This window comes from Streptomyces sp. NBC_00569 (genome assembly GCF_036345255.1).
Classification (GTDB): domain Bacteria; phylum Actinomycetota; class Actinomycetes; order Streptomycetales; family Streptomycetaceae; genus Streptomyces.
In genome coordinates, this window is the sequence record NZ_CP107783.1 from 9,623,436 (window position 1) to 9,647,025 (window position 23,590).

General features: G+C 69.8%; 21 protein-coding genes and 1 pseudogene. 15 read left to right on the forward strand and 7 right to left on the reverse strand.

Annotated elements, in window-relative coordinates:
- The first annotated feature begins 101 nt into the window (after positions 1-101).
- On the forward strand, positions 102-1,127 hold the full coding sequence (locus tag OHO83_RS43425) for a hypothetical protein (RefSeq protein WP_266680859.1): 1,026 nt from the start codon (positions 102-104) through the stop codon (positions 1,125-1,127).
- A 227-nt stretch (positions 1,128-1,354) separates the two neighbouring features.
- On the opposite strand, the gene OHO83_RS43430 is transcribed toward OHO83_RS43425, so the two are convergent.
- The 4 genes and pseudogenes from OHO83_RS43430 to OHO83_RS43445 form a co-directional block, all read right to left on the reverse strand.
- Positions 1,355-2,563 carry an RNA-guided endonuclease InsQ/TnpB family protein gene (locus OHO83_RS43430; RefSeq protein ID WP_443066082.1) on the reverse strand — a complete coding sequence of 403 codons (1,209 nt, stop codon included), beginning with the start codon at positions 2,561-2,563 and terminating at the stop codon, positions 1,355-1,357.
- Between the two features lie 324 nt (positions 2,564-2,887).
- A pseudogene (locus OHO83_RS43435) lies at positions 2,888-3,154 on the reverse strand (serine/threonine protein kinase); the annotation flags it as partial.
- 1,123 nt (positions 3,155-4,277) lie between these two features.
- On the reverse strand, positions 4,278-4,499 hold the full coding sequence (locus tag OHO83_RS43440) for a helix-turn-helix domain-containing protein (RefSeq protein WP_266680863.1): 222 nt from the start codon (positions 4,497-4,499) through the stop codon (positions 4,278-4,280).
- A complete protein-coding gene (locus OHO83_RS43445; protein ID WP_266680865.1) occupies positions 4,499-4,990 on the reverse strand; it encodes a DUF2975 domain-containing protein in 492 nt (163 codons plus the stop codon). The genes OHO83_RS43440 and OHO83_RS43445 overlap by 1 nt, the downstream gene beginning before the upstream one ends.
- Positions 4,991-5,413: 423 nt before the next feature.
- Here OHO83_RS43445 and OHO83_RS43450 point away from each other — a divergent pair, with 423 nt between their 5' ends.
- From OHO83_RS43450 to OHO83_RS43475, 6 genes are all read left to right on the forward strand, one after another.
- Complete coding sequence (locus OHO83_RS43450) at positions 5,414-6,193, forward strand: class I SAM-dependent methyltransferase (protein ID WP_266680867.1); 780 nt, start codon at positions 5,414-5,416, stop codon at positions 6,191-6,193.
- A 383-nt stretch (positions 6,194-6,576) separates the two neighbouring features.
- Complete coding sequence (locus OHO83_RS43455) at positions 6,577-7,653, forward strand: zinc-dependent alcohol dehydrogenase family protein (protein ID WP_266681783.1); 1,077 nt, start codon at positions 6,577-6,579, stop codon at positions 7,651-7,653.
- Between the two features lie 5 nt (positions 7,654-7,658).
- Positions 7,659-8,330, forward strand: coding sequence for a helix-turn-helix domain-containing protein (locus OHO83_RS43460; protein ID WP_266680869.1), 672 nt, complete (start codon positions 7,659-7,661; stop codon positions 8,328-8,330).
- The gene (locus tag OHO83_RS43465) at positions 8,327-9,079 is read left to right on the forward strand and encodes an HAD family hydrolase (RefSeq protein WP_266680871.1); all 753 of its coding nucleotides are present in this window, start codon (positions 8,327-8,329) and stop codon (positions 9,077-9,079) included. The genes OHO83_RS43460 and OHO83_RS43465 overlap by 4 nt, the downstream gene beginning before the upstream one ends.
- Positions 9,076-11,484, forward strand: coding sequence for a glycoside hydrolase family 65 protein (locus OHO83_RS43470; RefSeq protein WP_266680873.1), 2,409 nt, complete (start codon positions 9,076-9,078; stop codon positions 11,482-11,484). The genes OHO83_RS43465 and OHO83_RS43470 overlap by 4 nt, the downstream gene beginning before the upstream one ends.
- Before the next feature lie 404 nt (positions 11,485-11,888).
- Positions 11,889-12,191 carry a DUF1876 domain-containing protein gene (locus tag OHO83_RS43475; protein WP_266680875.1) on the forward strand — a complete coding sequence of 101 codons (303 nt, stop codon included), beginning with the start codon at positions 11,889-11,891 and terminating at the stop codon, positions 12,189-12,191.
- A 443-nt stretch (positions 12,192-12,634) separates the two neighbouring features.
- Here the strand turns inward: OHO83_RS43475 and OHO83_RS43480 are convergent, their stop codons facing one another.
- On the reverse strand, positions 12,635-13,627 hold the full coding sequence (locus OHO83_RS43480) for an Acg family FMN-binding oxidoreductase (protein ID WP_266680877.1): 993 nt from the start codon (positions 13,625-13,627) through the stop codon (positions 12,635-12,637).
- A gap of 24 nt (positions 13,628-13,651) precedes the next feature.
- Positions 13,652-14,521 (reverse strand): universal stress protein, encoded by an 870-nt coding sequence (locus OHO83_RS43485; protein ID WP_266680879.1) that lies wholly within the window; start codon positions 14,519-14,521, stop codon positions 13,652-13,654.
- Between the two features lie 326 nt (positions 14,522-14,847).
- Here OHO83_RS43485 and OHO83_RS43490 point away from each other — a divergent pair, with 326 nt between their 5' ends.
- The 4 genes from OHO83_RS43490 to OHO83_RS43505 all read left to right on the forward strand — a co-directional run bounded on the left by OHO83_RS43490 (position 14,848) and on the right by OHO83_RS43505 (position 18,678).
- The gene (locus tag OHO83_RS43490; protein WP_266680881.1) at positions 14,848-15,750 is read left to right on the forward strand and encodes a universal stress protein; all 903 of its coding nucleotides are present in this window, start codon (positions 14,848-14,850) and stop codon (positions 15,748-15,750) included.
- Positions 15,747-15,941 carry a universal stress protein gene (locus tag OHO83_RS43495; RefSeq protein ID WP_266680883.1) on the forward strand — a complete coding sequence of 65 codons (195 nt, stop codon included), beginning with the start codon at positions 15,747-15,749 and terminating at the stop codon, positions 15,939-15,941. Before OHO83_RS43490 ends, OHO83_RS43495 begins: the two co-directional genes overlap by 4 nt.
- Complete coding sequence (locus OHO83_RS43500) at positions 15,887-16,624, forward strand: universal stress protein (protein WP_443066083.1); 738 nt, start codon at positions 15,887-15,889, stop codon at positions 16,622-16,624. The genes OHO83_RS43495 and OHO83_RS43500 overlap by 55 nt, the downstream gene beginning before the upstream one ends.
- A gap of 323 nt (positions 16,625-16,947) precedes the next feature.
- Positions 16,948-18,678 (forward strand): sensor histidine kinase, encoded by a 1,731-nt coding sequence (locus OHO83_RS43505; RefSeq protein WP_330280669.1) that lies wholly within the window; start codon positions 16,948-16,950, stop codon positions 18,676-18,678.
- A gap of 80 nt (positions 18,679-18,758) precedes the next feature.
- On the opposite strand, the gene OHO83_RS43510 is transcribed toward OHO83_RS43505, so the two are convergent.
- Positions 18,759-19,460 (reverse strand): response regulator, encoded by a 702-nt coding sequence (locus tag OHO83_RS43510; protein WP_266680887.1) that lies wholly within the window; start codon positions 19,458-19,460, stop codon positions 18,759-18,761.
- 449 nt (positions 19,461-19,909) lie between these two features.
- On the opposite strand from OHO83_RS43510, the gene OHO83_RS43515 reads away from it, so the two are divergent.
- From OHO83_RS43515 to OHO83_RS43530, 4 genes are all read left to right on the forward strand, one after another.
- On the forward strand, positions 19,910-20,395 hold the full coding sequence (locus OHO83_RS43515; protein ID WP_406517549.1) for a pyridoxamine 5'-phosphate oxidase family protein: 486 nt from the start codon (positions 19,910-19,912) through the stop codon (positions 20,393-20,395).
- Between the two features lie 923 nt (positions 20,396-21,318).
- Positions 21,319-22,014 (forward strand): helix-turn-helix domain-containing protein, encoded by a 696-nt coding sequence (locus tag OHO83_RS43520; RefSeq protein ID WP_266680891.1) that lies wholly within the window; start codon positions 21,319-21,321, stop codon positions 22,012-22,014.
- A gap of 131 nt (positions 22,015-22,145) precedes the next feature.
- On the forward strand, positions 22,146-22,586 hold the full coding sequence (locus tag OHO83_RS43525; RefSeq protein WP_323187155.1) for a pyridoxamine 5'-phosphate oxidase family protein: 441 nt from the start codon (positions 22,146-22,148) through the stop codon (positions 22,584-22,586).
- A 15-nt stretch (positions 22,587-22,601) separates the two neighbouring features.
- Positions 22,602-23,477 (forward strand): universal stress protein, encoded by an 876-nt coding sequence (locus tag OHO83_RS43530; RefSeq protein WP_266680893.1) that lies wholly within the window; start codon positions 22,602-22,604, stop codon positions 23,475-23,477.
- The last annotated feature ends 113 nt before the right edge of the window (positions 23,478-23,590 follow it).

The window sequence follows — 23,590 nt, forward strand, 5'->3', positions numbered from 1 at the left end:
ATGCACACGGCCGATCACCATCCGGGCTTGACTCTGACGCCGCTGGAGACTTGACCATCGCACCGTGAGCGACAGGTGGACTCTTATCGGAGGTGCAAGGCATGCGAGGCAAAGGCATCCACTACGACACCGGCACCTTTCCCAACGGCGATACCTCCCGCCCGCTCTTCGACGCCGACGCCGTCGCGCGGGACATGCAGGTCATCGCGGAGGACCTGCACTGCACCGCGATCCGCATCACGGGCGGCGACCCGGACCGGATCGAGACCACCGCACGACATGCCGCGGCTGTCGGTCTGGAGGTCTGGTTCTCGCCGTTCCCCTGCGAGATGACCGACGAACAGATGCTTCCGTACTTCGCCGACTGCGCAGAGCGAGCCGAACGACTGCGACACGACGGCGCTGCCGTCGTTCTGGTCACCGGCTGCGAACTGAGCCTGTTCGCCCGCGGGTACCTGCCCGGCGACACCTTCAACGACCGCATCCCGGTCCTGGCCGGCCCCGACCGCGAAGCCGCGCTCCGGCCTCTCCCTAACAAGGTCAACGCCTTGCTCGGTGACGTCGTCCGTACCGTCCGGCCCCTCTTCGCCGGCCCGATCAGCTACGCCTCGTGCCCCTTGGACGGCGTGGACTGGAGCCCCTTCGACATCGTCGGTCTGGATGCCTTCCGGGGCCTGCGCAACGCCGCGACCTACCGTGACGACCTGCGCAAGGAGTTCGCCCACGGCAAGCCGGTCGCCATCATGGAGGTCGGCTGCTGCACCTTCCGCGGGGCGGGCGACTACGGCGGCGCGGGCTGGTACGTGGCCATGGAGCCGGACGGTGTCACCCCCAAGCCGGACCTGGTGCGCGACGAGGGCGAGCAGGTCCGCTATCTCGACGACCTCATGCCCGTATTCGAAGAGGAAGGCGTCGACTCCGTCTTCTGGTTCAGCTTCGCCGGCTACGGCACCCCCCACCGTCTGTCCGGACCCGACCCCGACCTCGCTTCCTACGGCATCGTGAAGATCCTCGACGAGCACAGCGACTACCCCGCGGACGCGCGGACCTACCCGGACACGCCCTGGGAACCCAAGAAGGCGTTCCACGCCCTCGCCAACCGCTACCAGGCTCCGAAGCAGCAGTGAGCCTCCGTTTCGCCCGCCCCGTCCGGCGGCAGATCGCAGGACTCAAGACTGTGTCTCTAGTAGGGCACTGTGGTGCACCAGGTCTCCGCCCAGGCAGAGGCTCCGTACTTGTTGGCCGCGCGTACCGAAAGGCAGATCTCGTCACCGGAGTACGGCCCAGTGATCGTTTGACTTGCTCCTCGGGCTGAAGCCCGAGGATTCTGGCCTTCCCTGATGTTGCTGCGCCGCTAGGCGACGCGGGCGACATCGGGGAGTCCGTGGCTTCCTGTTTCGCTGCGCTGTGCCACGACCGGGGCCGTGGTCTTATCTGCGCTCCGCAGGCTGTGACCACCAAGTCCGGCGGCCTTTTTCACGTTGATCGCGGCGTTGATGTCCCGGTCGTGCACCGTGTGGCAGCCGGGGCAGGTCCACTCGCGGATGTGCAGGGGCTTGGGGCCGTCGATGCGGTCGCAGACGTGACAGGTCTGAGAGGTCGGCACAAACCGTCCGATCTTGATCAGCGTGCGTCCGTACCGCTGCGCCTTGTAATGGAGCATGGTCACGAACTGGGACCAGCCCGCATCGTGCACGCTCTTGGCCATCCGGGTGCGCGCCAGTGTCCTGACCGCCAGATCCTCCACACCGATCGCTTGATTCTCGCGGATCAGCTGCGTGGAGAGCTGGTGGTGGAACTCGCGGCGCGCATCGGCCACGGCCGCATGGGCGCGGGCCAGCTTGAGACGGACCTTGGCCCGGTTCCTCGACCCCTTCTGCTTACGTGACAGCTCCCGCTGCGCCTTCTTCAGCTTCTTCTCCGCCCGGCGCAGAAACCGCGGGTTTTCGATCTTTGTGCCGTCGGAGAGGATCGCGAAGTGCTTCAAGCCCAGGTCGATACCGATCGCCGCATCCGGGCCAGAGGTTTCGAAGCGGGCTTGGTCGGTTTCGGGGTCGGTGTCGATGACAAAGCTGGCGAAGTACCGCTCGGCACTGTCCTTGATGACCGTGACCGACGAGGGCACCGTGGGCAGGGTGCGCGACCACCGCACCTTCACCTCACCGACCTTGGGGAGCAGAAGGTGTCCCGCACCGGTGAGTTTCCAGCGGGCGTTCGCGGTGAACCGGATCGCCTGGCGGGTGTCCTTGCGGGACTTGAAGGACGGCTCCCCGAGCCTGGGGCCCTTGCGTTCACCCTTGAGGGAGGCGAAGAAGTTGCTGTACGCACTCTCCGCGTCGCGCAGGGACTGCTGCAGCACCACCGCGGAGACCTCGCCGAGCCAGGCCCGCTCTGGGGTCTTCTTCGCCTCGGTGATCAACCGGCGGGACAGTTCGCCGGCCCTGGGGAAGGGCAGCTTGTTCTCGCGGGCGGTGCGCCGGGCGCGTACCGCGTCGTTGTAGACGACGCGGGCACAGCCGAACGCCCGTCCCAGAGCGGCCTGTTGGCCGCGGGTCGGGTACAAGCGAAAGCTGTACCTCAGCTGCATGAACGGAAACCATACCGGCGCGGTGATGCCCAGCGGAGAGAAGATCCATACTGATCACCGACGCCTTCTTATGATCACGCGTGCGCCGACGCCGAGCAGGGCAATGCCCTTCCCCGATCTCACGCGTTCACCTGTGCTCCAGGCCCTGTCCAGCCCCGCCGGAAGGCAACCACACCGCTTCGCGGCAGCCCTCACCTACGACGCGTTGGTCCGCTCCGCGGCCCACAACACTGCGCCGCTCCGCCACCCCATAATTCGCTTCACCCCCGCCGTAGCGCCGGAGCACTGCGAATGAAGCCGGTAGCGCTCCCCGACGCGCTGCGCCGCGTCGATCTCCCGCCGGAACCGTGCGCGAAACCGCTCGTCGGACACATGCTCTTCGTGCACCACTTTCACGGCGACCGTGCGCCCGCTCTCGGAACGGGCGAGGAAGACCCGCCCCATGCCGCCCGCACCGAGCCGACCGAGCAGGAGGAACGGCCCGATACGCACCGGGTCGAAGGCCGCGAGGGGTTTGATGCCCCCATCGGCCGAGTCGACCTGCTCGTCCCTGTTGGTGCTGCTCATCGCGATCCGGCTCCCAGCTCTCGTGCCTGGCAATGGGTGTAACTCACGTGAGAATAAAGGTTGTTGATGTACCTGTTGCAGGCGAGGACGCGCCGTGCGACCGGCACGGTTCTCGTGCGTACGAGATCCCGAGCTCTGGCCACGGATGTCGGAGGGCGGCGATGGAACAGTTGCGGATACGTCGCGGCACCGACGATGTGTGGCCGGAACTGATGCGGACAGGTGGGGACGGTCGGCGCATCACCGTAGATCGGTGCCCTGGCCGGCAGCTGATTTCACCTTGGACGTCAGCGCTGCGGAGGCCGTGGACTTCGTGGCGCTGACGCTCGCTCACCTGGGCGCGTTGTGGGGTGGTCGCTCTTCGGTGGCGGTGGCTCCCGGTCGCAACGATGCGCTGTCGGTGAAGACGGGGGCAGTCGGGGACGGCTACGCCCCCTTCGTGTGCACCGGACTCCGGTCGGCGGCGACAGGCACCGTTGCGGGGGGCGGCGGATCAGGTAGTACGCCAAGGCGCTCCAGGACGGACGGCGGGGCATCGCTGATCCACTTGCCCACCGTCAGCAGGCAGGTCGTTCCGGCCGGAACCGCGCACGCGGTCAGCGCGCGCACGACGGCCAGAGCGTGATGTTTGCTGCGCGGATCGCGAGGGGCCGGGCACCTCGGCCGGTCTCTCCAGCAGGTGTGGGACCTTCTCGGGCACGCATCCCAGGGTGCTCGCGGAGCTGGCCGAAGGCAGGCGGCATCGGCGCGCTGATGCGCAGGCCGGCACGGTCTTCCATCCGGATGACGGGCCACCTGGAACTCCATGATCTTGGAAGCCCGTGCCTGTCACGTTCCCGACCGAGTCGAGCTGTCCGATCGTCACGCGGGTGACTACGGCGTAACCCTGACCGTCCCCCCATGACGAAACCCCCGCCCTTCCGCGCTGGAAGGACGGGGGTTTCGTCGTGGAGGCGTTCGCAGGTCGCGATCGCCGACCAGGACGGTCCGGTGCAGGCCGACCGCTGTCCGCGAACGAGGCAGGGGCGGAGCTGCGTGTGGTCGGCGAGCCACGTCCATGCGGCCCAAGTGCCGTGCAACGGGCCGGTGGCGCCAGGCGTTTCCGTGCCCGCCCCCGCGCACGTCATCCGCTCGCGGCGTCCTCCGTCTCCCAGCGCAGCAGGTCGCCCGGCTGGCACTTGAGGACCTCGCAGAGCGCGGCGAGCGTCGCGAAGCGCACCGCCTTGGCGCGGCCGTTCTTGAGTACCGCCAGGTTGGCGGGCGTGATCCCTACGCGCTCCGCGAGCTCGCCCACGGACATCTTCCGCTTGGCCAGCATCACGTCGATGTCGACGGCGATCGGCATCAGATGACCTCGTCCAGTTCGGCCTGCATGTGGGATGCTTCGACGTCGCGAGCGACGGCCTGAGCGAGCAGCATCCGCAGCACGAGCACGATGAGTGCGACCCCCAGGATGGCCAGGCCGATCCCGCCCATGATGACGGTGACGCCCGGGTCGTCCCGCTGGCCCGGCGCATTGATGACCGTGACCGCGAACCACATGAGGGCAGCCGCCACGATCGCGCCGATCACGGCATCCACGTACCGGAAGGCGGCGTGGGAGAACACGGTGCCGCGTCGCACCATCGTCACCAGCCGCCAGACGCAGACCAGGGCGACCTGGGCCGACACCATGCCCAGGATCGTGATCAGGCGCAGCGGCGTGAGCGGAATCGACCCGTCCTCCGGGTCGTTACCGCTCACCAACACCCACACCATCGATACCTGTACGAACACGGTGCCGGTGAGCACCACCGCGAGCACGACGCGCAACGCACGCACTGCCAGCTTTCCCATGACCCATCCCTCCATCGACCTACGATGGGAATCTATCGAATTTCGATAGGCTGAGCAAGGGCGGGGTGGTGGATGGGGGGCTTTGGGTCACGTCGGGATGCTGCCGCACCCTCCCATGGCGTGGCGGTCGCCCGAACTGTCTTGATCTTGCCGAAGTCGACCTCACGTGAGCACGTATCGGACGGCGTCCGATATGCGTGCTGGTGGGAGCGGTGTGAATAGGCAGGAGCAGCGGCCGCTGAAGCCGAACCGTCGCGCCACTGCTACGCCGAGACCCAGACGCTGCTGCCGAACGTGAACCGAGACACGGGGCCCTGGTATCGCGGACTTCAACGAGGGGACCCGCCTGCCCGTCTGGGAGCTGGACCGCCTGCTCACTGGGCGCCCGGGCCCCGGTGGGGGACGGCGCGTTAATCTCGGGCCATGTCTGAGACATCGGTGGGGCACTTCTATGACGAGCTCGCTGACGACTACCACCTGATCTATCCGGACTGGGACGCGAGCATCCGACGGCAGGGAGACGCTCTGGACGCCCAGATCGGCCAGGATCGTGCGGCGGTGCTCGACTGTTCCTGCGGGATCGGAACGCAAGCCATCGGCCTGGCGCTGCGCGGGCACCGCGTCACCGGGACCGACCTCAGCCCCCGGGCCGCCGTTCGCGCCGCTCGGGAGGCCGCTCGCCGGAGCCTGAGCCTGTGCACGGCCGCCGCCGATATGCGAAGCCTCCCGTTTCCCGATGACCAGTTCGACGCCGTCGTGTGCGCCGACAACTCTCTGCCTCACCTGCTGACAGAGCGGGATGTGCGCGCCGCCCTGGCCGAGATGCGCCGCGTGCTGCGCCCCGGTGGCCGGCTGCTGGTCAGCACGCGCCCCTATGACGACCTGGTGCGTGACCGCCCGGCTTCGACGCCTCCACAAGTTCACGAGATCGGCGACCGTGCTGAAGACGGAGCACGAACCGTCACCTTCCAGCTCTGGCACTGGCACGACGACGGCGAGCACTACGACCTGGAGCACTTCCAACTCCTTCCGGCAGACGGGGAATGGCGCGTCAAGGTCCGCCGGACCTCGTACTGGGCCCTGGGCCGGGACCGGCTGGCCGGCCTCGCAGTCGAGGCCGGGTTCGGCGACGTCGGGTGGCGGATGCCGGAGGAGACCGGCTTCTTCCAGCCGCTGCTCGTGGCCCGCGCCAGGCCCCAGTGACTGTGTGAGGACCCCGGTTCGTCGTCTGCGTGAGCAAGTTCGGCTCCCGGCGCTGGTCTGCGCCGACAACCCCGGCGCCTTCCTCAGCGCCGGGGACGCTCGCGCCGAGAGCGCGGCTGTCCACAGGGGCCGACCGGCCCGCTTCGCCGGACCAAGGCGGCCTCCCCCTCCGTGCGGGGTACGACGGCGGTGCAGTCCGGTTCGCGGTCGATGCGGTCCCGGAGGGGTCCGGTCGCTGCCTCCACCATCCACCCCGGACCGCGATGCCGGGAGGGTCCGTCAGGCCTTGGCTGGGGACCGTCCGGCCCATGCGCACCACGGACTCGCCGGGCCAGCCTGAGGGTGACCCGTACTGGACGAGACAGGAACAGAGGGGCGACGTCATGAAGGCGCTTGTCTTCCACGGCCCGGGACAGACCACCTGGCAGGACGTTCCGGATCCGAGTATCAAGGACCCCGCCGACGCGGTGATCCGCGTCGACGCCGTCACCATCTGCGGCACCGACCTGCACATCGTCAAGGGTGACGTGCCCGAGGTGAGCCCGGGCCGCGTCCTGGGCCATGAGGCGGTCGGCACCGTCGTCGAGACCGGCGGCGACGTCCGCACCGTCCGACCCGGCGACCGGGTCCTGATCTCCTGCATCACCTCTTGCGGCCGTTGCCGGTTCTGCCGGGAGGGCCGCTACGGCCAGTGCCGGGGAGGCGGCGGCTGGGTCCTCGGCCACACCATCGACGGCACCCAGGCCGAATACGTCACCGTGCCCTTCGCCGACCTGTCCGTGCACCCGCTCCCCAGTGCCGTCGACAGCTACGACGCCGTACTGCTCGCCGACATTTTCCCCACCTCCTACGAGGTGGGCGTGCTGAACGGCGAGGTCCAACCCGGCGACACGGTCGTCGTGGTCGGTGCCGGCCCCATCGGCCTGGCCGCCATCGCCACCGCGCAGCTCTACAGCCCCGGCCGGATCATCGCCGTCGACCTCGACGAATCCCGGCTGGCTGCCGCCCGCGCGCTCGGCGCCGACGCCACGGCGAGCGCGGACGAGGAGCCCGAGCAACTGGTCGAGGACCTGACCGACGGGCTCGGCGGCGACGTGGTCATCGAGGCCGTCGGTGTGCCCGAAGCCTTCGAGACATGCACGCGCATGGTCCGCCCCGGTGGCCATGTCGCCAACGTCGGAGTCCACGGCAAGCCCGCGACCCTCCACCTCGAGGACCTCTGGATCAAGGACGTCACCCTCACGACCGGGCTCGTCGACACCTACTCGACGCCCATGCTGCTGAAAATGATGGCCGCCGGTCGGCTCCCTGCCGCTTCGCTGGTGACCCACCGCTTCGAACTCGGGCAGATGGAGGAGGCCTACGACGTCTTCTCGCGTGCCGCCGGGACCGGAGCCCTCAAGGTGGTGCTGGGCGGCCCCCAGCACAACACCGTGACCGTGCAGACCCCGGGGAAGTGATCATCATGCCCAGCACAGCGCCCAAGCCCGCCCAGCAAACGGGAATCACGGACCTGGGCCGCCGCATCGCCGCCAGGCGGGCAGCACTCGGACTGACCCGGGAGCAGGTGGGCAACCGCTGTGGGGCGGACGCCTCGTACATCGCCTACTTGGAAGAGCGGACCTCCCACCCCGGAATCGGCTCGCTCGTCCGGCTCGCCGACGCGCTCGATACCACCGTTGCCGAGCTGGTCGGCGCCACGGTCGACCAACCGCCCGGCAGGGGCAGCGCACAGCGGGACTCCGAACTGGTCACGCTGAGCCCTCAGGAGTGCCGTCGGCTGCTGTCGACGCACGGCGTCGGACGCGTCGCGGTCTTCACTCCTGAGGGCCCCGCGGTCCTCCCGGTCAACTACGTCGTGGCCGGTGAGGACATCGCCTTCCGGACCTCCGGTGAAGCGCTGCTCATCCGGGCGGCTGGTACGGAGGTGGCCTTCGAGGTCGATCACATCGACGACGCGATGAAGCAGGGCTGGAGCGTCCTGACGGTGGGTGAACTCATCGGCGTCACCGACGGCGAGGCCATCGGGCGACTGGAGACCGCCGCGCGCTCCCTGCCTTGGGCGGGTGAGGACCGCACGCACTGGATGTCGGTCACGCCCGTCCGCATCAGCGGCCGCCGCGTGGTGCACCGGTGAATCCGGTCGGCGCCGTCGTCTTCGACACCGACGGAGTGCTGCTCGATTCCGCGGTGCTGCACGCGAGCGCGTGGAAGACCGCCTTCGACGGCTGCCTTGATGCCTGGGCCGTCGGTGGCACCGAGCTGTGCCCCTTCGACGCGGATCGTGAGTACCGGGAGCTGGTCGACGGGAAGCCCCGCTACGACGGCGCCCTGGCCTTCCTGAGTGCCCGGGGGATCGGTCTGCCCCCGGGCGAGCGCGGGAACACGCCGGGATGCGGCACGGTCTGGGCGGTCGCCGCGCGCAAGGAGCAGATCTTCTCCGAGACCCTCACGTCCCGGGCCGTCGAGGCGTTCCCCGATGTCCGCCCCGCCCTGGGCGAGTTGAAGGCGAGGGGCGTGCGTCGTGCGGCGGTGTCCGCGTCCCGGCACGCCCGCGCACTTCTGGAGTCCGCCGCCCTGGTGGGCCTCTTCGACGCGCTGGTCGACGGTGAGGACGCGGCGCGTCTCGGCCTGGCCGGCAAGCCCGATCCCGCGCTCTTCCTCGAAGCGGCTGGGCGACTGGGTGCCCTCCCCGCGGACACGGCGGTGGTGGAGGACGCGATCGCCGGAGCCGGGGCAGGCAGGCGGGGCGGCTTCGGCCTGGTCGTCGGCATCGACCGGTCGCCCGCCGCGCACATGGCCGACTCCCTGCGCTCGGCAGGGGCGGACCTTGTGCTCTCCGACCTGCGCGCACTGCCCTCTGTACTCCGCGGACACGGGCCATGACCACCTCGTGGACATGGGAGTTCAGCAGGTACGACCCCGAAACGGAACGGGTCGTCGAGAGCCTGTGCACGCTCGGCAACGGCCGGTTCGCCACGCGGGGATCGGCACCCGAGGCCGTTCCCGACGCGGTCCACGCCCCGGGTACCTACCTCGCGGGCTGTTACAACCAACTCGTCTCGACCGTGGCAGGCGCCCGGATCACCAACGAGGACATGGTCAGGCTGCCCGACTGGACGGCGTTGCGATATCGCTGTCTGCCGGAGGGCGGATCACCGGGCGAGTGGCTGACACCTGACGATGCCACCCTGCGCCGATACGGGGTTTCTCTGGACCTGCGTCACGGCACCCTTACGCGCCACATGCTCTTCCAGGACGCGCACGGCCGGCGGCTGGGTGTCACGCACACGCGCCTCGTCCACATGAACGACCCGCACTTGGCCGCCCAGCGGACGGTGTTCCGCGCCTATGGATGGCGCGGCACTCTCGTCGTCGAATCCGTCCTCGACGGAGACATCGAGAATGACGGTGTCGAACGCTACCGCGATCTCGACGGCCGTCATCTGACCGGCCAGCAGGCCGGTGTCGAGCCGGAAGGAGTCGCGTGGCTGGGTTGCGCGACGACCTCGTCCCGGGTCCGGATCGGAGTCGCGGTACGCGTCTCCTCGCGGCCCGTCGGCCCCGTGGCGGTGTCCTGCACCCGCACGGCCGCCGTCCAGACACTCAGCCTGCCGATCTCCCGGGAAAGGCCCGTCGTGGTCGTGAAGACCGCCGCTCTACGGACATCGCTGGACCGGCCCGTGGCGGAGCCCCTGCGCACGGCCGTCGACCGCGCCTCGCGAGCACCGTATTTCCCCGCACTGCTCACCACGCAGCATGCTGCGTGGGAACGACTCTGGACCGAGGGGGAGTTGGAGGTTCCCGGGGAGACGGGGCACATCCTGCGCCTGCACGCCTTCCACGTCCTGCAGACGCTCTCCCCGCTCACCACCGAGCTCGACGTGGGCGTGCCCGCCCGGGGACTGCACGGGGAGGCCTACCGGGGACACGTCTTCTGGGACGAGCTCTTCGTCCTGCCCTACGTCACCCTGCACTTCCCGGAGGTCGCGCGCTCCCTGCTCATGTATCGCCACCGCCGGTTGCCGGCGGCCCGCGACACTGCGCTCCGGGCTGGTTTCGCCGGCGCCATGTTTCCCTGGCAGAGCGGGAGTTCGGGCCGCGAGGAGACGCAGACGCTGCACCTCAACCCCCGGTCCGGCAGATGGCTGCCCGACCACTCGCATCTGCAGCGCCACGTCGGATCGGCCATCGCCTGGAACGTCTGGCGCTACGGCCGAACCACGGGCGACACCGGGTTCACGCACGGGCCCGGCGCCGAACTCCTGCTGCACATCGCCCACTATTGGGCCGGCGCCGCCGCGTACGACCCCGGCCTGCGGCGCTACCGGATCCGGGGAGTCCTGGGCCCTGACGAGTACCACGACGCCTACCCGGACGCCACCACGTCCGGGATCGACGACAACGCCTACACCAACGTCACCGCCGCCTGGGTGCTTGCCCGCGCCCTCGACCTGTACGAGGAGCTGCCGCCCGTCCGGCGCCGTGAGCTGATCACGGAGCTGGGCGTCGGCCGTGAGGATCTCGACCGGTGGCGGGAGATCTCACGCCGGATGTACGTGCCCTTCCACAACGGAATCATCAGCCAGTTCGAAGGTTACGGGGACCTGGCCGAACTCGACTGGGACGCCTACCGGGCCCGCTATCACGACATCCGCCGCCTGGACCGCATCCTCGAAGCCGAGGCCGACACGGTCAATGCCTACCAGGCCTCCAAACAGGCCGACACCCTCATGCTCGGCTACCTCTTCCGGCCTGCCGAGCTGTACGAGATCTTCGCCCAGCTCGGTTATCCCCTCGACGACGACACGTGGCGTGCGACCGTCTCCTACTACCTCGCACGGACCAGCCACGGCTCGACTCTCAGCAGTCTCGTGCACGGCTGGGTCCTCGCCCGGCAGAGGGGCACGGACGCCTGGCCGCTCTGCCAGGAGGCCCAGCTGAGCGATGTCACCGACATCCAGGGCGGTACGACCGGCGAAGGCATTCATCTGGGCGCCATGGGCGGCACCCTCGACCTGGTCGAGCGTGTCGTCGTGGGTCTGGAGGCATGCGAGGACGGACTCCGTATCGACCCCGTTCCGTTCGGCGAAGTACCCCGTTCGACCTTCACTTTCTGTTACCGGGGGCATCGGGGTATCCGTGTCCGCTTCCTGCCGGGCCGGTTCGGGATCAGTGTGCCCGATTCGCCGCACGGACCCCCCGTCGACCTCGTACTGCCGGGCGACCGAACAGCGAGAGTGGCCTCGGGAAAGCAGCGTTGGTTCCGGCTGCCTCCGGCCCAGGCGTAGCGACCCGCAGTGCACAGAGGGCGGCCGCCCGGACCACCTCGCCCCTGCGACGGAGTCGCCTCCGTACATGTGCGGTCACAGTCTCCAGCTGCTCGGAGCGCCCCGAAGACCAAGCAGGCCGGGCGGACCCTGACAGGTACGGGCCCACTCGGCCCCTGCCACTGGCCCCCTCGGCACTGCGGCGCAACCCCTCCGTTGTGTGAGAGTGGAAGCCGGACGCCGCTCATGGATCCGCCGGCCCGACGAGGTGACGACGATGCAGCGCATGCGGATCCAGACCCGACCGGAGCAGCCCCACAGGCCCGCTCCGCTGGACCTGCCCGCGCCGTCCGGCCGGCCGATGCCCTACCGGCCCTGAGTGAATCCGCGCCCCACGGAGCACGCCATAGCCTGGGAGGCACCCCATGTCACGCACGTTGGAATGGAAGCTGCGGCTGTACCTGTTCGAGGAGGACGGCGAGACGAAGGCCCGTCTGAAACTCGACACAGGTGTCGCCACGTACACCGGTCACGGTCTCGCCCGTTGCGCAGCTTCCGACACGGACGTCCCGGAGATCGGCGACGAACTCGCCGCGAGCCGGGCGTTGAGCGACCTCGCCGGGCAGATGCAACAGATGGCCTACGGCGACATGGAAGCCGTCGCGCCGCTGACCGGCCGCGCCCCCGGCACAGCTCGATCCGGGTGGTTGGACATGTCAGCCTCGTGAAGGCAGACACCACCTGCGGACGCTTGCCAGCAGTCCATGCGAAACAGGGTCCCCGCGGCGAAACAGGGTCCCCGCGCGAGCACGAGCTCCTGGATCTGAGGCCCGGCCCCAGAGAGGAACAGCGTCCGGGATGCCGCACGGACCGTTCAGTTCGATGCGCTGTCGTCTGCGCGGACTGCCAGACACGAACCCGCGGCCGGCGAGGAGCGACGACGTTGAGCGGCACACCCCCACACGCTTCCGGAGTGCCGGACGCACTCGAGCGTGGCCTCGGGTTGTCGGACGCGGTGCTGATCGGTCCGACGCCGTGCTGATCGGTCCGGGGCCGATGATCGGCGCCAAGATCTTCGCTCCCCTTGCACCGGCTGCCCGCGCCGCCGGTTCCGGCCCGTTGATCGGTCTCACCCTCCCCGCCGCGTCGCGTTGAACTCCGGATACCGGATTCACACAACCGTGAGCACGTCCTGCGCGGGCCGCCGGGGCGTCGCCGGACCCTGGGGGCCGTAGCCGAGGCGGATGACCATGTGGACGTGGCCCATCGCGTCGCTCGGGTCGCGGACCGCCCAGCGCAGTTCGGGCCACTCCAGGGGCTGGGAGGTCATCGAGGTGACGAGGCCGTCCAGGGTGGCCTGGAGCAGGATGCGCTGCAGGGCCTGGCCGGCCTTCATCCAGTCCGTCGGGGTGTCGCCCGACGTGCCGAGCAGGGCGATGTGCGGATGCTTCTCGAAGACAGCGGAGTCGCGAGCCACGGCGGGGCGCCATGAGCCGAAGTCTCTTACGGGGGCACTCATTCCGGACTGGCGGGGACCGAAGGCGTATTCGGGGATGCCCTCCGTGGCCGGGCCCTCACCCGGGGCGCCGGTGCGGGTCCAGGAGGCGGTCTCCTCGCGCACCGCGGGACTTGATCCTTCTCGGTTCTCGGAGTCGTGAACGAGATCCAGAACGGCCTCGGTGTGCCAGGCGTCCGGCAGCATCAGCTTGCACTCTTCGAGGAGGGCGACGGCACGCAGGCCGTCCAGGATGGGGGCCGGGATCTCCTCGTCCGTGAAGGGGAAGCGGCTGGTGTGCCGGCGGCGCAGGGCAGGGTGGAAGAGCGCGAGGCGAGCCTCGGGGTCCGCGGTTGTTCCCCGGAGGTGTACCTCGGCCAGGAACCACGGGTCGTGCGGATCGGGCAGGAGGCGGACGACCGGCTCCCGTCCCGCGTGGACGGCCGCTACCCGCAGATTGAACAGGGCGGCGGCGCAGCCCAGATGGAGCGCCCGGTGGTTCGGATCGCTGTGCGGCATGGCGCGTGTGGAGTCGCCGTACAGCTCGACGGTGCCACTGCTCGGCCGGAAGACGAACCTCCAGGGCTGGGCGTTATGCATGGACGGAGCGGTGACGGCGTCCTCGATCAGCGACACCGCGGCTGCCGGTTCGAGGGGCTGTGCGGACATGGCCGGGTCCTGTCTGTATGTGCCTCAGTCGTGGGCGATGACGGCGACCGGGGCGGCGGAGTGGTGGAGAAGGGCGTGGGTGATCGCACCGACAGGGGTGCCTGACGCGGCGGCCGCGCGGATGCGCCTGCCGACGACGGCCAGGGCGGCGTCGGACGAGGCGTCGCACACCTGGATGGCGGCCCGGCGCAAGGGGTGGGTCGGATTCACCTCCACCGAGGGGTACTTGTCGCGCCACGGGTTCAGCGTCTCGCCCATGAGGGTGGCGATACCGTGCCTGATCTGCTCGTGGATACCGGGGGTGAGTGTCCGCGCTCGGCTGCAGACCGGCGTCATGGACCCTCCGTACACCACGCGGAGGGTGCAGGACCGGCGCGACGTCTCGTCGAAGACAAAGGCGAGGAGCTTGTCGCAGCGCTGGTGGATGTCCACGCCGACCACGACGGGCCCGTCGGCGGGGTCGGTGTCGGCGGCCCGTCCGGGCACGACGGGCTGCTGGGTGCCGGCGATGGTGGCGGCTGCGACCGAGCCGACGGGCCCGTCGTGGTCGGCGATGGTGCCAAGGCCCCGGGAGCCCGGCACGGGCATGGCGGAGGTGTCGGCGGCGTCGCACAGCGTCTCGCAGGGGACGGCTCGCAGGCTCTGGGTGGTGATCTCGAGATCCGGGTGCAGGCGGTGCAGGTCCTGGGTGGCGTCGCGTAGGAGTGTCCCGTCCGAGCGGCGGGTGATCTCGGGGCGTGGGTCTGGCGGCGGCGGGCGTTGATCCGGCCCCTCGTCGACGTGAACGAGGTTCAGGGCGATGCCCCTGAGCTCCGCCTCCCGGGCGGTCCAGCGGGCGGCGGTGGCGCTCTCACGGGAGCCGTCCAGGCCGGCGGTGATGTGGGTCGTCGCCATGACGGTCATCTCCTCGGCGGAGGTGCGGTGATCTCAGGGTCCGCCCATCGCTGTGGTCCGGGGATGGGCCAGGAGGGCCTCTTGCGGGGCCGACCGGCCCTGAAGGAGGCCGGTGGGGCTTCTTCGGCGGCCGGGGGCGCCACGGTCCTTACGGAAGCGGTGAGAGATCGACCGGCAGACCGGACCCGCCTGACTCACTGCCGACCGGTGCCGGACCGTACGCGGGACCATTGGCCCCCCGGACGGACCCCTGCGGCCCCTCCCCGCCGACGGCCCTGGTGCCAACGTGAGAACCGCACCCCGATGTGTCTCGGTGAGGAGGCGTCATGGAAGTCGACGTGACCGGTCCGGAACGGGGCTCCGTCATCGTCGGAATCGACGGATCCAAGCCCGCACACAGGGCAGCCCTGTGGGCCGCGCAGGAAGCGGTGCGCCGGGGGACCGCCCTGCACCTCGTCCACGGGGCCGACACGGACAGCCGGGCACTGTACGTCTCCGTGGAGACCATCGAGCGCGTGCGCCGGACGGGGCGTGAACTCCTCGACGACACGGCCCAGGCCGTGACCGAGCAGCACCCGGACCTGCGCGTGACCAAGGAGTTCAGTCGCAGCGGCCCGGTGCCCAGTCTCCGCAGGGCCGCTGCCCGCTACGGCACTATCGTCGTCGGCAATCGCGGCCTGGGCGGGTTCAACTCCCTCATGCTCGGCTCCGTCGGCCTCAAGGTCGCGGCCGAGGCGACGACGCCTGTGATCGTCGTCCGGGGTGCGGAGGGCAGGAGCGATACGGATGTCGTGCTCGTCGCCGTCCGCGACGAGCACGACCTGGACTGTGCCCGTTACGGCGGTCGTGAGGCGGAGCTTCGTACGGCGTCGCTGCGACTGCTCCATGTGTGGAACGTGCTCCAGTCCGTGGGGAGCGTCGTGACGATGCTCGACGACATCGAAGACATCGCAGGCGAGCACGAGCGCAGCCTGACCGCTGTCGCCGAGCAGGTGCGCCACGAGTTCCCGGACCTGAACGTGGAGGCGGACGCGGCGAAGAGCATGTCCGTGTCCGCGGTGCTGGTGGAGGCTTCGCGCCACGCCGACCTGCTGGTCATGGGTGGGCGACGCTCGCCCGGCTTTATTGGCCGCACGCTGGGGCGGGCCACCCACAGCCTCGTGCACCACGCGGAGTGCCCGGTCCTGCTCATCCCGCGGAACGACACCGAGCACAGGGGCGAGTCATGACGAACAGCGCCGAAGGGCGAGAGATCCTCGTCGGCATCGACCCGGCAAGGGACTGCCACATGCTGCTGGCCTGGGCAGCCGACGAGGCCCACCGCCGCAGACTGCCACTCCGGCTCCTGGTGGCAGCACCCGCCTGGTGGCAGTACCCGCACAGCACCACATCGAGCACATCGATGCGTCCCCACACATGATGGCGCAGCGGCAAGACGGAGCGCGGGCCCTGGAGGTGGCCGCCTCCTGGGTACGCGAGCGCCATGCTGACGTCGAAGTGGCGACGGACGTGCTCGACGGCCGCCCCGCCCAGATCCTGATCCGGCTGTCGGACCGGGCACGGATGATCGTGCTCGGATCACGGCATCTGAGCCGCACGGAGGAGTTCCTCAGCGCCGGTTCCCTCGTGGTGCCGGTATCGGCGCAGGCCCGCTGCCCGGTCGTGGTGGTGGGCGACGCCGAGCATGTGACGCAGGAACCCCTGTACCTCGTCGTGGGCGTCGACGGCAGTGAGCCCTCGAAGGCGGCCCTGGCCCTGGCCTTCGGGGAGGCCAGTCTGCGCGGCGCCGCCCTGCGCGCCCTGTGGGTGTGGCAGCCGCCCGCCCTCTCCCCGAAGGACGAGCCGTCGCTCGTGCGGACCCAGCGGACTCTGCTGTCCGAGACCGTGGCCGGCTGGGCGGAGAAGTACCCGGACGTCGCGCTCACGCACGAAGTGCCGGTCGGACACCCGGTCGAGGAACTGGCCCGGGCTGCCGACCACGCGTTGGCCGTGATCGTGGGCCGCAGGGGCGACGGCGGCTACACGGGGATGCGGCTGGGGTCGGTGGTGCACGGGCTGCTGCACCGTGCGCACTGCCCGGTCATCACCGTCCCTGTCAGGTGAAGCCGCCACCGCCGCCGATCAGGCGTACGCCTCCGCCTCGGCCCTGCTCGCGCTCGCAGCGCTCTGTGCAGGACTCCCTGCCCCTGGGCAGGGAGGAGATCGGTCTTGTCACACCCTGCGCTCTCGCCGGATACGGCGCCGGTGTCTCTCGCGTCCGGGTTCCACAAGGAGGCAGGAAAATCAAGGTCCAGAACCACCGGCGCCGGGATTCCCGCGTCCGCTGCCTGCCGGGTGGCCGTGTCCGACCGGAACAGGCTGGAGCCGGCGGCTACCGTGGCAGGTGCGGGCCGGCTCCGAGACCCGCAGGGTAGCCGGAGGTACTGATGGGCGGGGACGGTCCGGACGTCGCGGGCGCTCATGTTCCGAGACTGCGGCTGGACGAGCTGCTCGACGAACTCCAGGCCCGCATGGACGAGATCCGCGGCACGCGGGACCGGCTGAAAGGGCTGTTGGAAGCGGTCATGTCGGTGGGCCGGGAACTCGACCTGCCGCAGGTGCTGCGCGGCATCGTCGAGGCGGCCGTGATTCTCGTGGACGCGGAGTACGGCGCCCTGGGTGTGATCGGTGACGACAAGAAGCTCGCGCAGTTCCTCACGGTGGGCATCAGCGACGAGCTGCGCGCGCGGATCGGGGAACTTCCCTCGGGGCACGGCATCCTGGGCGAGCTGATCCGCCATCCCGAGCCGCTGAGGCTGTCGGAACTGTCCGAGCACCCTGCTTCTTACGGGTTCCCGCGCCATCACCCTCCTATGCGCTCCTTCCTCGGCGTACCCATCCGGGTTCGGGACGATGTGTTCGGCAACCTCTACATGACCGAGAAGAGGAGCGGGTCGGACTTCGACGCCGAGGACGAGGCCGTCCTGTCGACGCTGGCCGTCGCGGCCGGCATCGCCATCGAGAACGCTCGCCTCTTCGAAGAGGTCAGGCTCAGGGAACGCTGGCTGGCCGCCAGTTCGGACTTCACCAGTGCGCTGCTCTCGGGCTCCGCCGAGTCCGAGGTGCTCGAAGGAATGCTGGAGCGGTCCCGTGACATCACCGGAGCCGAAGTGGGCGTTTTCTATCTGGTCGGCCAGAACGGCGAACTGCGGGGCTCCCTGGCGCTGGGAGAGGGAGCCGACGCACACCGGGGCATCGTCCTGCCCAGCAGCGCGGGCACCCTCGCCGCGGCGGCGCTCGCCGAGGACGGACTGGTCTCGGTGCAGGACGTCGAGTCCGATGAGCGGGTCACGGTACAGGCGGAGCGCTGGGTCGGCTTCGGACCGGCTGTCGCGGTCACCGTCGGTACCAAGGAGAAGCTGAGCGGCGTCCTGATGCTGGCCCGGCGCCGTGGCCGTCCGCCGTTCGCTGCCGCTGAGGTCGCCGCCCTGCCGGGCTTCGCCGGCCAGGCGGCCCTCGCGCTGGAACTGGCCGACCGGCGGCGCGACGCGGAGCAGATGAGTCTGCTCGAGGACCATGACCGCATCGCCCGTGACCTGCACGATCTGGCGATCCAGCGGCTTTTCGCCACCGGTATGACTCTGCAGAGCGCCCAGCGCTTCGTCGAGCACCCGCAGGCGGCCGAGCGACTGGCGCGGGCGATCGACGACCTGGACGCCACCATCAAGATCATTCGCTCGACGATCTTCGGCCTGCGTGAGCGCGATGTACCGGGGGTGCCGAAGCTGAGGCTGCGAGCCGTACAGGCCATCGACGCGGCGGCGGCGGCGCTCGGATTCGCCCCGGCCCTGCGTATGGAAGGCCTCATCGACACGGAGGTGCCGCCCGCCGTGGCCGACGATGTCCTCGCCGTGATCGGGGAGGCTCTGGCCAATGTGGCCCGTCACGCCCGTGCCACCTCCGTCGAGGTGGCCGTCGCAGCCGCGGACGGCGTACTGACCGTGTCGGTGAGCGATGACGGGATCGGCATCCCTGAGGGCGGCAGGCGCAGCGGGCTGCGCAACCTCTCCGAACGCGCCGAGCGGCTCGGCGGCGAGCTGTCGATCTCGACGCGAGATCTGGGAACCAGGGGCACCAGGCTGGAGTGGAGGGTTCCGCTCACCGGGCCTGCAGACTGAGCCGGGCGATCACTCCGGCTGTGGAGTGAGCCGCGCGATCACCCCGGCCGTGGAGCGGGCCGGACGGTCGCTCGAGGCCCTCAGTGCTCGCCCTTGTCGTGTTCGCGTACCTCTGCCGCGATGACGGCCGCTTGTACACGCCGCTCGACGCCGAGCTTGCTCAGCAGCCGCGAGATGTGGTTCTTGACCGTCTTCTCGGACAGATAGAGCTCTTTCGCGATCTGCCGGTTGGTGAGCCCGTCGCCGATGAGGTCCAGGACCGAGCGCTCCCGCTCGGTGAGCCCTTCCAGCCGTGCGTCCTGCGGCGGCTTCACGGTCTGCGGATCCCGCAATGAGTGGATCAGCCTGGCCGTTGTCGCGGGGTCGAGCATCGACTGGCCCGAGGCGACCGTCCGCACCGCCGACACCAGGTCGGAGCCCTTGATCTGCTTGAGCACGTATCCGGCGGCGCCGGCCATGATCGCGTCGAGCAGGGCCTCCTCGTCGTCGAACGACGTCAGCATCAGGCAGGCCAGCTCCGGCATGCGCGAGCGAAGCTCCCGGCAGACGCTGATGCCGTCGCTGTCGGGCAGCCGTACATCGAGCACGGCCACATGGGGGCGGAGCGCGGTACCGCGGGTCAGCGCCTGCTCGGCGGTCGACGCCTCGCCGACCACCTCGATGTCGGGCTCGGCGTCCAGGAGGTCGTGCAGACCCCGGCGTACGACCTCGTGGTCGTCCAGGAGGAAGACCCGGATGGGCGTCTCGGTGGAGGTGCCCGCTGGCCTCGCTGCGTCGGACATGTGCGCCCCTGTGCTCGGTCCGCTCTGCCTTGCCCCGTATGAATTGTCTCAAGAGGGGGACAAGAGCACCCGGCAGCGGTCGAGTGTCAGGCCGCCGACCCGACAGTCACCTCGTCCAGAGCCAGGCGGACGCAACCCACCACCTCGACCGCTCGGAGCGCCCGCGCCAACTACGGTGTGTGGGATGCGGGCGTGATCGGCTCCGGGGCGCATCGGGTCAGTCCGTGGCGTTGCGTGGCCCGTCGCGTATAGGCCGACCGGCCCCGCTCGTAGCCCGATCGGCCCATGACTGCCGGGGTGGCTGGGGGCGACAGTGTCAGTCACCGGGACTCCGTCGTCGGACACCCCGGCCGGCAGCGAAGACGAGTCCCGGCGCCGCCTGAGAGCCCTGACCACGAATCAAGCCGCGACGGCACCAGGCGCGAGGGGCCGAGCAGAAGGGCCGGATGATGGCACTCAAGGCCACAGGACGATCCGTGGGCCATGACCGCGTCACCCAGCAGGACCGGCGCGTGCGGGACTTGGACCGCGATGAGGCTCTTCGGCTGCTCGCCACCGTATCGATGGGACGCCTCGTCTTCACCCAGCGTGCCCTGCCTGCCGTTCGCCCGGTGACTCACCTGGTGGAGGGCGAGGACATCATGGTGCGGCTCGACGACGGATCAACCCTCACCGCCCTGATGATGGATTCCGGCACGCCCGCCGTCGTCGCCTACGAGGCCGACGTCATCGATCCCGAAACGCACCTCGGATGGAGCGTGGTCGTCACCGGGTTTGCGTACCCGGTGGCTGATGCCGAGGAGGGGCATGGCTACGCAGAACGGCTGCCCTCTTGGGCGGGGCAATCGACGAACAGCACCGTGCGCATCCGGCCCGACATCGTCAACGGCTTCCGCCTTGAGGCAGTGCCTCCTGAGCCGGCGCCGTCGGGGTGAACGCGGATCGGAGAGCTCCTGGGCCGAGAGGGCGCGAGCGCGGGACACACCGGTGCGTGAGGCTGCTGAGGCCAGAGGTTCACGGGGCAGGAGCCGGCCGGGGTCAGCGACCGCGCTGCCGACGGTGAGCGCCTGACCTCCGACTTCGTGACCGGGCGGCCGAGGCGATGCAGGCCGGCACCCACAACGGGTGCTCCGCCCCGGGCCGGCCTCGTCGTTCCTGGACCACATCTGGACGCATCTGGACGCTCGGAACCGGCGAGCTCTCCCAGGCCTCGGCACCGTTGGTGCCGACGGTGTCGCTGTCGAGGCGGACATGACGGAGGTTCCGACTCGCGGAGCCGACGAGGGTATGTACGGGCGATGTCGTCTTCGTCCTGATGACCTGGGACAAGGAGGGTTCCACCGACGTCGTCGCGTCTACGGCATCGGATCACGCCCGCCCCTCAGCCTTCGTGCGTTTCGCATGCACGTGCCGGGCCATGCGGTGCTCCATCGCGTCCCGAGGCAGGGCCGCCGCGTCGCGGCCCGAACGGCGGCGGTCGGGGCGCCGGAACACGGGCGAAGCCGGTTCTCCTGCTCTGAGTGCCTGGTTGCCCCTGACGGCCCCGCGTGGCCCGCCGATGGGGACCACCTGGCCCATGTGGGGCGCGTCGGGCTGAGGCACGCTGGAATCACGAGACCGCTCTAGGTGAGAAGGGACGAGCCCCGGCCGCTGCCCGCGTCACCGTGGTCACCCGCCCGTACGCGGACGGCACCCTCGTCCAGCCCGCGCACAGGCCCCTTCTCGCCGGACGAGATCCAGGAGGCGCCAGATGTCTTCTCGCTTGCTGCCGACACCGGCGCGCTCAGGCTTGTCGTTCGCGGGCCGCGGCACGGTGCAGGGACGGTCAGGACGTCCTGACAGGGAGAAGTGAAGAGCCATGTCCGACAAGGCACCGCGGCAGGCGAGCGCCGTACCGGTGGGCGGCCCACAGGGCGACGTGGGGCGCTGCATAGCTCAACGACGCGAGGAACTCGGTCTCACGCGTGAGGAGCTGGCTGCCAGGGTGGGCAGCGCCCCGGGGTACATCCGCTACTTGGAGGAGAACTCCACCGCCGCGCCGGGCATCGGCGTCCTGATCCGACTCGCCGACGCCCTGGACATGCGCCTGTCGGCTCTGCGCGGCTGCGACGCGGACCTCCCACCCGGCATCGGGAGGGCAGCCCGCCACCCCGAGTTGATCGAACTGAGCGAGGAGGAGTGCTGGGCGCGACTGTCGACGCACGGTGTCGGCCGGGCCGCCATCGACGCCCCGGCCGGCCCGTTCATCGTGCCCCTGAACTACAGCGTCGTCGATGGCGCGATTGCCTTCAGAACGGCACCTGACGCGACGCCCGCTACGGCCGTCGGCACCCATGTGGCCTTCGAGGTCGACCAGATCGACGAAGCTCTCAGCCAGGGCTGGAGCGTGCTGCTGCAGGGGCAGGCCCGGGCCGTGTCGGATCCCGGCACCGTGCGACGGCTGAACGCCCTGGCCTACAGCGGCCCTTGGGCCGGCGGCGAGCGTGACATGTGGGTACGCATCGATCCGGACAGCCTCAGCGGGCGCCGGATCGTCGTGCGTCGAGAGCGATGAAGCCGTCGGCGTCGGCAGGGGTCCGCTCGTCTGCGGACCCGGACCGATGGGCGGGAAACCGTCGCTTCCGCCCCTGCAGAACGAAGCACGCCGCAGTTGTGCCGAGGGAGAGTTGCCCGGTGGTGTATCCCATGCACGGAGTCCGAGAAATCGACCGGCAGGAATGCCCGCGACTCATGGCCACGGCACCCGTCGGCCGAATCGTCCACACGCCCCGCGCCCTTGCCGCAGTGCTGCCGGTCCCCTTCTCTCTGTATGCCGACTCCCTGGCGGTGGTGCGGACTTCCGCAGTGTCACAGCTTGCGGGCGCGATCGGCCGTGCGGTGATCGCCCTCCAGGCGGACACAGCCGATCGGGCCGTTCGCTCCGGATGGAGTGTGGTGGACGCCGCACGCGCCACCGTGGTGAGCGACCTCGCTGAGTGCGAGAGGGTGCGCGAGCGCGGCCCACGTTCCTGGAGGACGTCCCACCACATCTTCTTCCCTGTCGAGCCCGAGCTGGTCAGTGGCACCGAACCCGGCGAACGGCGCATGGTCCACGACGCGCGTCGCACGCGGGGAGACGTGATGTGAAAGGCAGTGGGGACCATGCAATTGCCCCTGATCGTGGGTGTTGACGGATCGGAGTCGAGCCTTCTGGCCATCGACTGGGCGGTCGACGAAGCGGCCCGGCTCGGTGTGCCTCTGCGGCTCGTGCACGCTTCCATGTGGGAGCGATACGAAGGCACCGTTCCGCCCGATAGCCCGGATCCGCCCTCCGAACAGGTGATGGCACAGAACATCGTCGGATCCGCCGCGGAGCGCGCCCGGCGACGCAACCCGGAGGTGAGGGTCTCGGCCGAGTCGCTCCCGGAAGAGGCGGTGTTCGCGCTGGTGCGCGAAAGCAGACACGCGACGGCGCTGGTGACGGGTTCACGCGGCCGCGGTGAGCTGGTGGGACTTCTCCTCGGCTCGGTCGGCCTGAGCGTGGCAGCTCGCGCAGACTGTCCGGCGATAGTGGTTCGCGGCGACAAGGCCGGTCTCGACGGCCTGCACGAGCGGATCCTGCTCGGCGTGGGCGATCCCACCACAGGTGCGGAGGCGGTGCGCTTCGCCTTCCGCGAGGCCGAGTCACGGAGGTGCACCCTCGATGCCGTACGGGCCTGGCGCTGCCCCGCGCACGAGACCACGGACCACCCCGGGCTTGCCGACGAACCGGAGCGTTACCATGAGGAGCAGGCATCGGCCCGGCTCGACGCCATGCTTCACGAGGCCATGGCGGATCACCCGGACGTCATGGTGCGTCGGGCGACCGTCGAGGGGCCGGCTCGGAAGGTGCTCCTGCAACGCTCCGCCGCCGCGGACCTGGTGATCATCGGAGCCCGGCGCCGGCACGGACACTTCGGCCTCCAGCTCAGCCGCATCGGCCACACCCTGCTCCACCACGCGGACTGCCCGGTGGCGGTCGTGCCGCAACGTACGTGATGGAGCACGCCCTCGCCTTCGAATGGTGGAACGGGTCCATGTTCGGCGGGACTTGCTTGCGCCAGGGGATTCCCGGCGGTCCCGCCGCACGGCTCCAGCAGCACGTCGCGGGC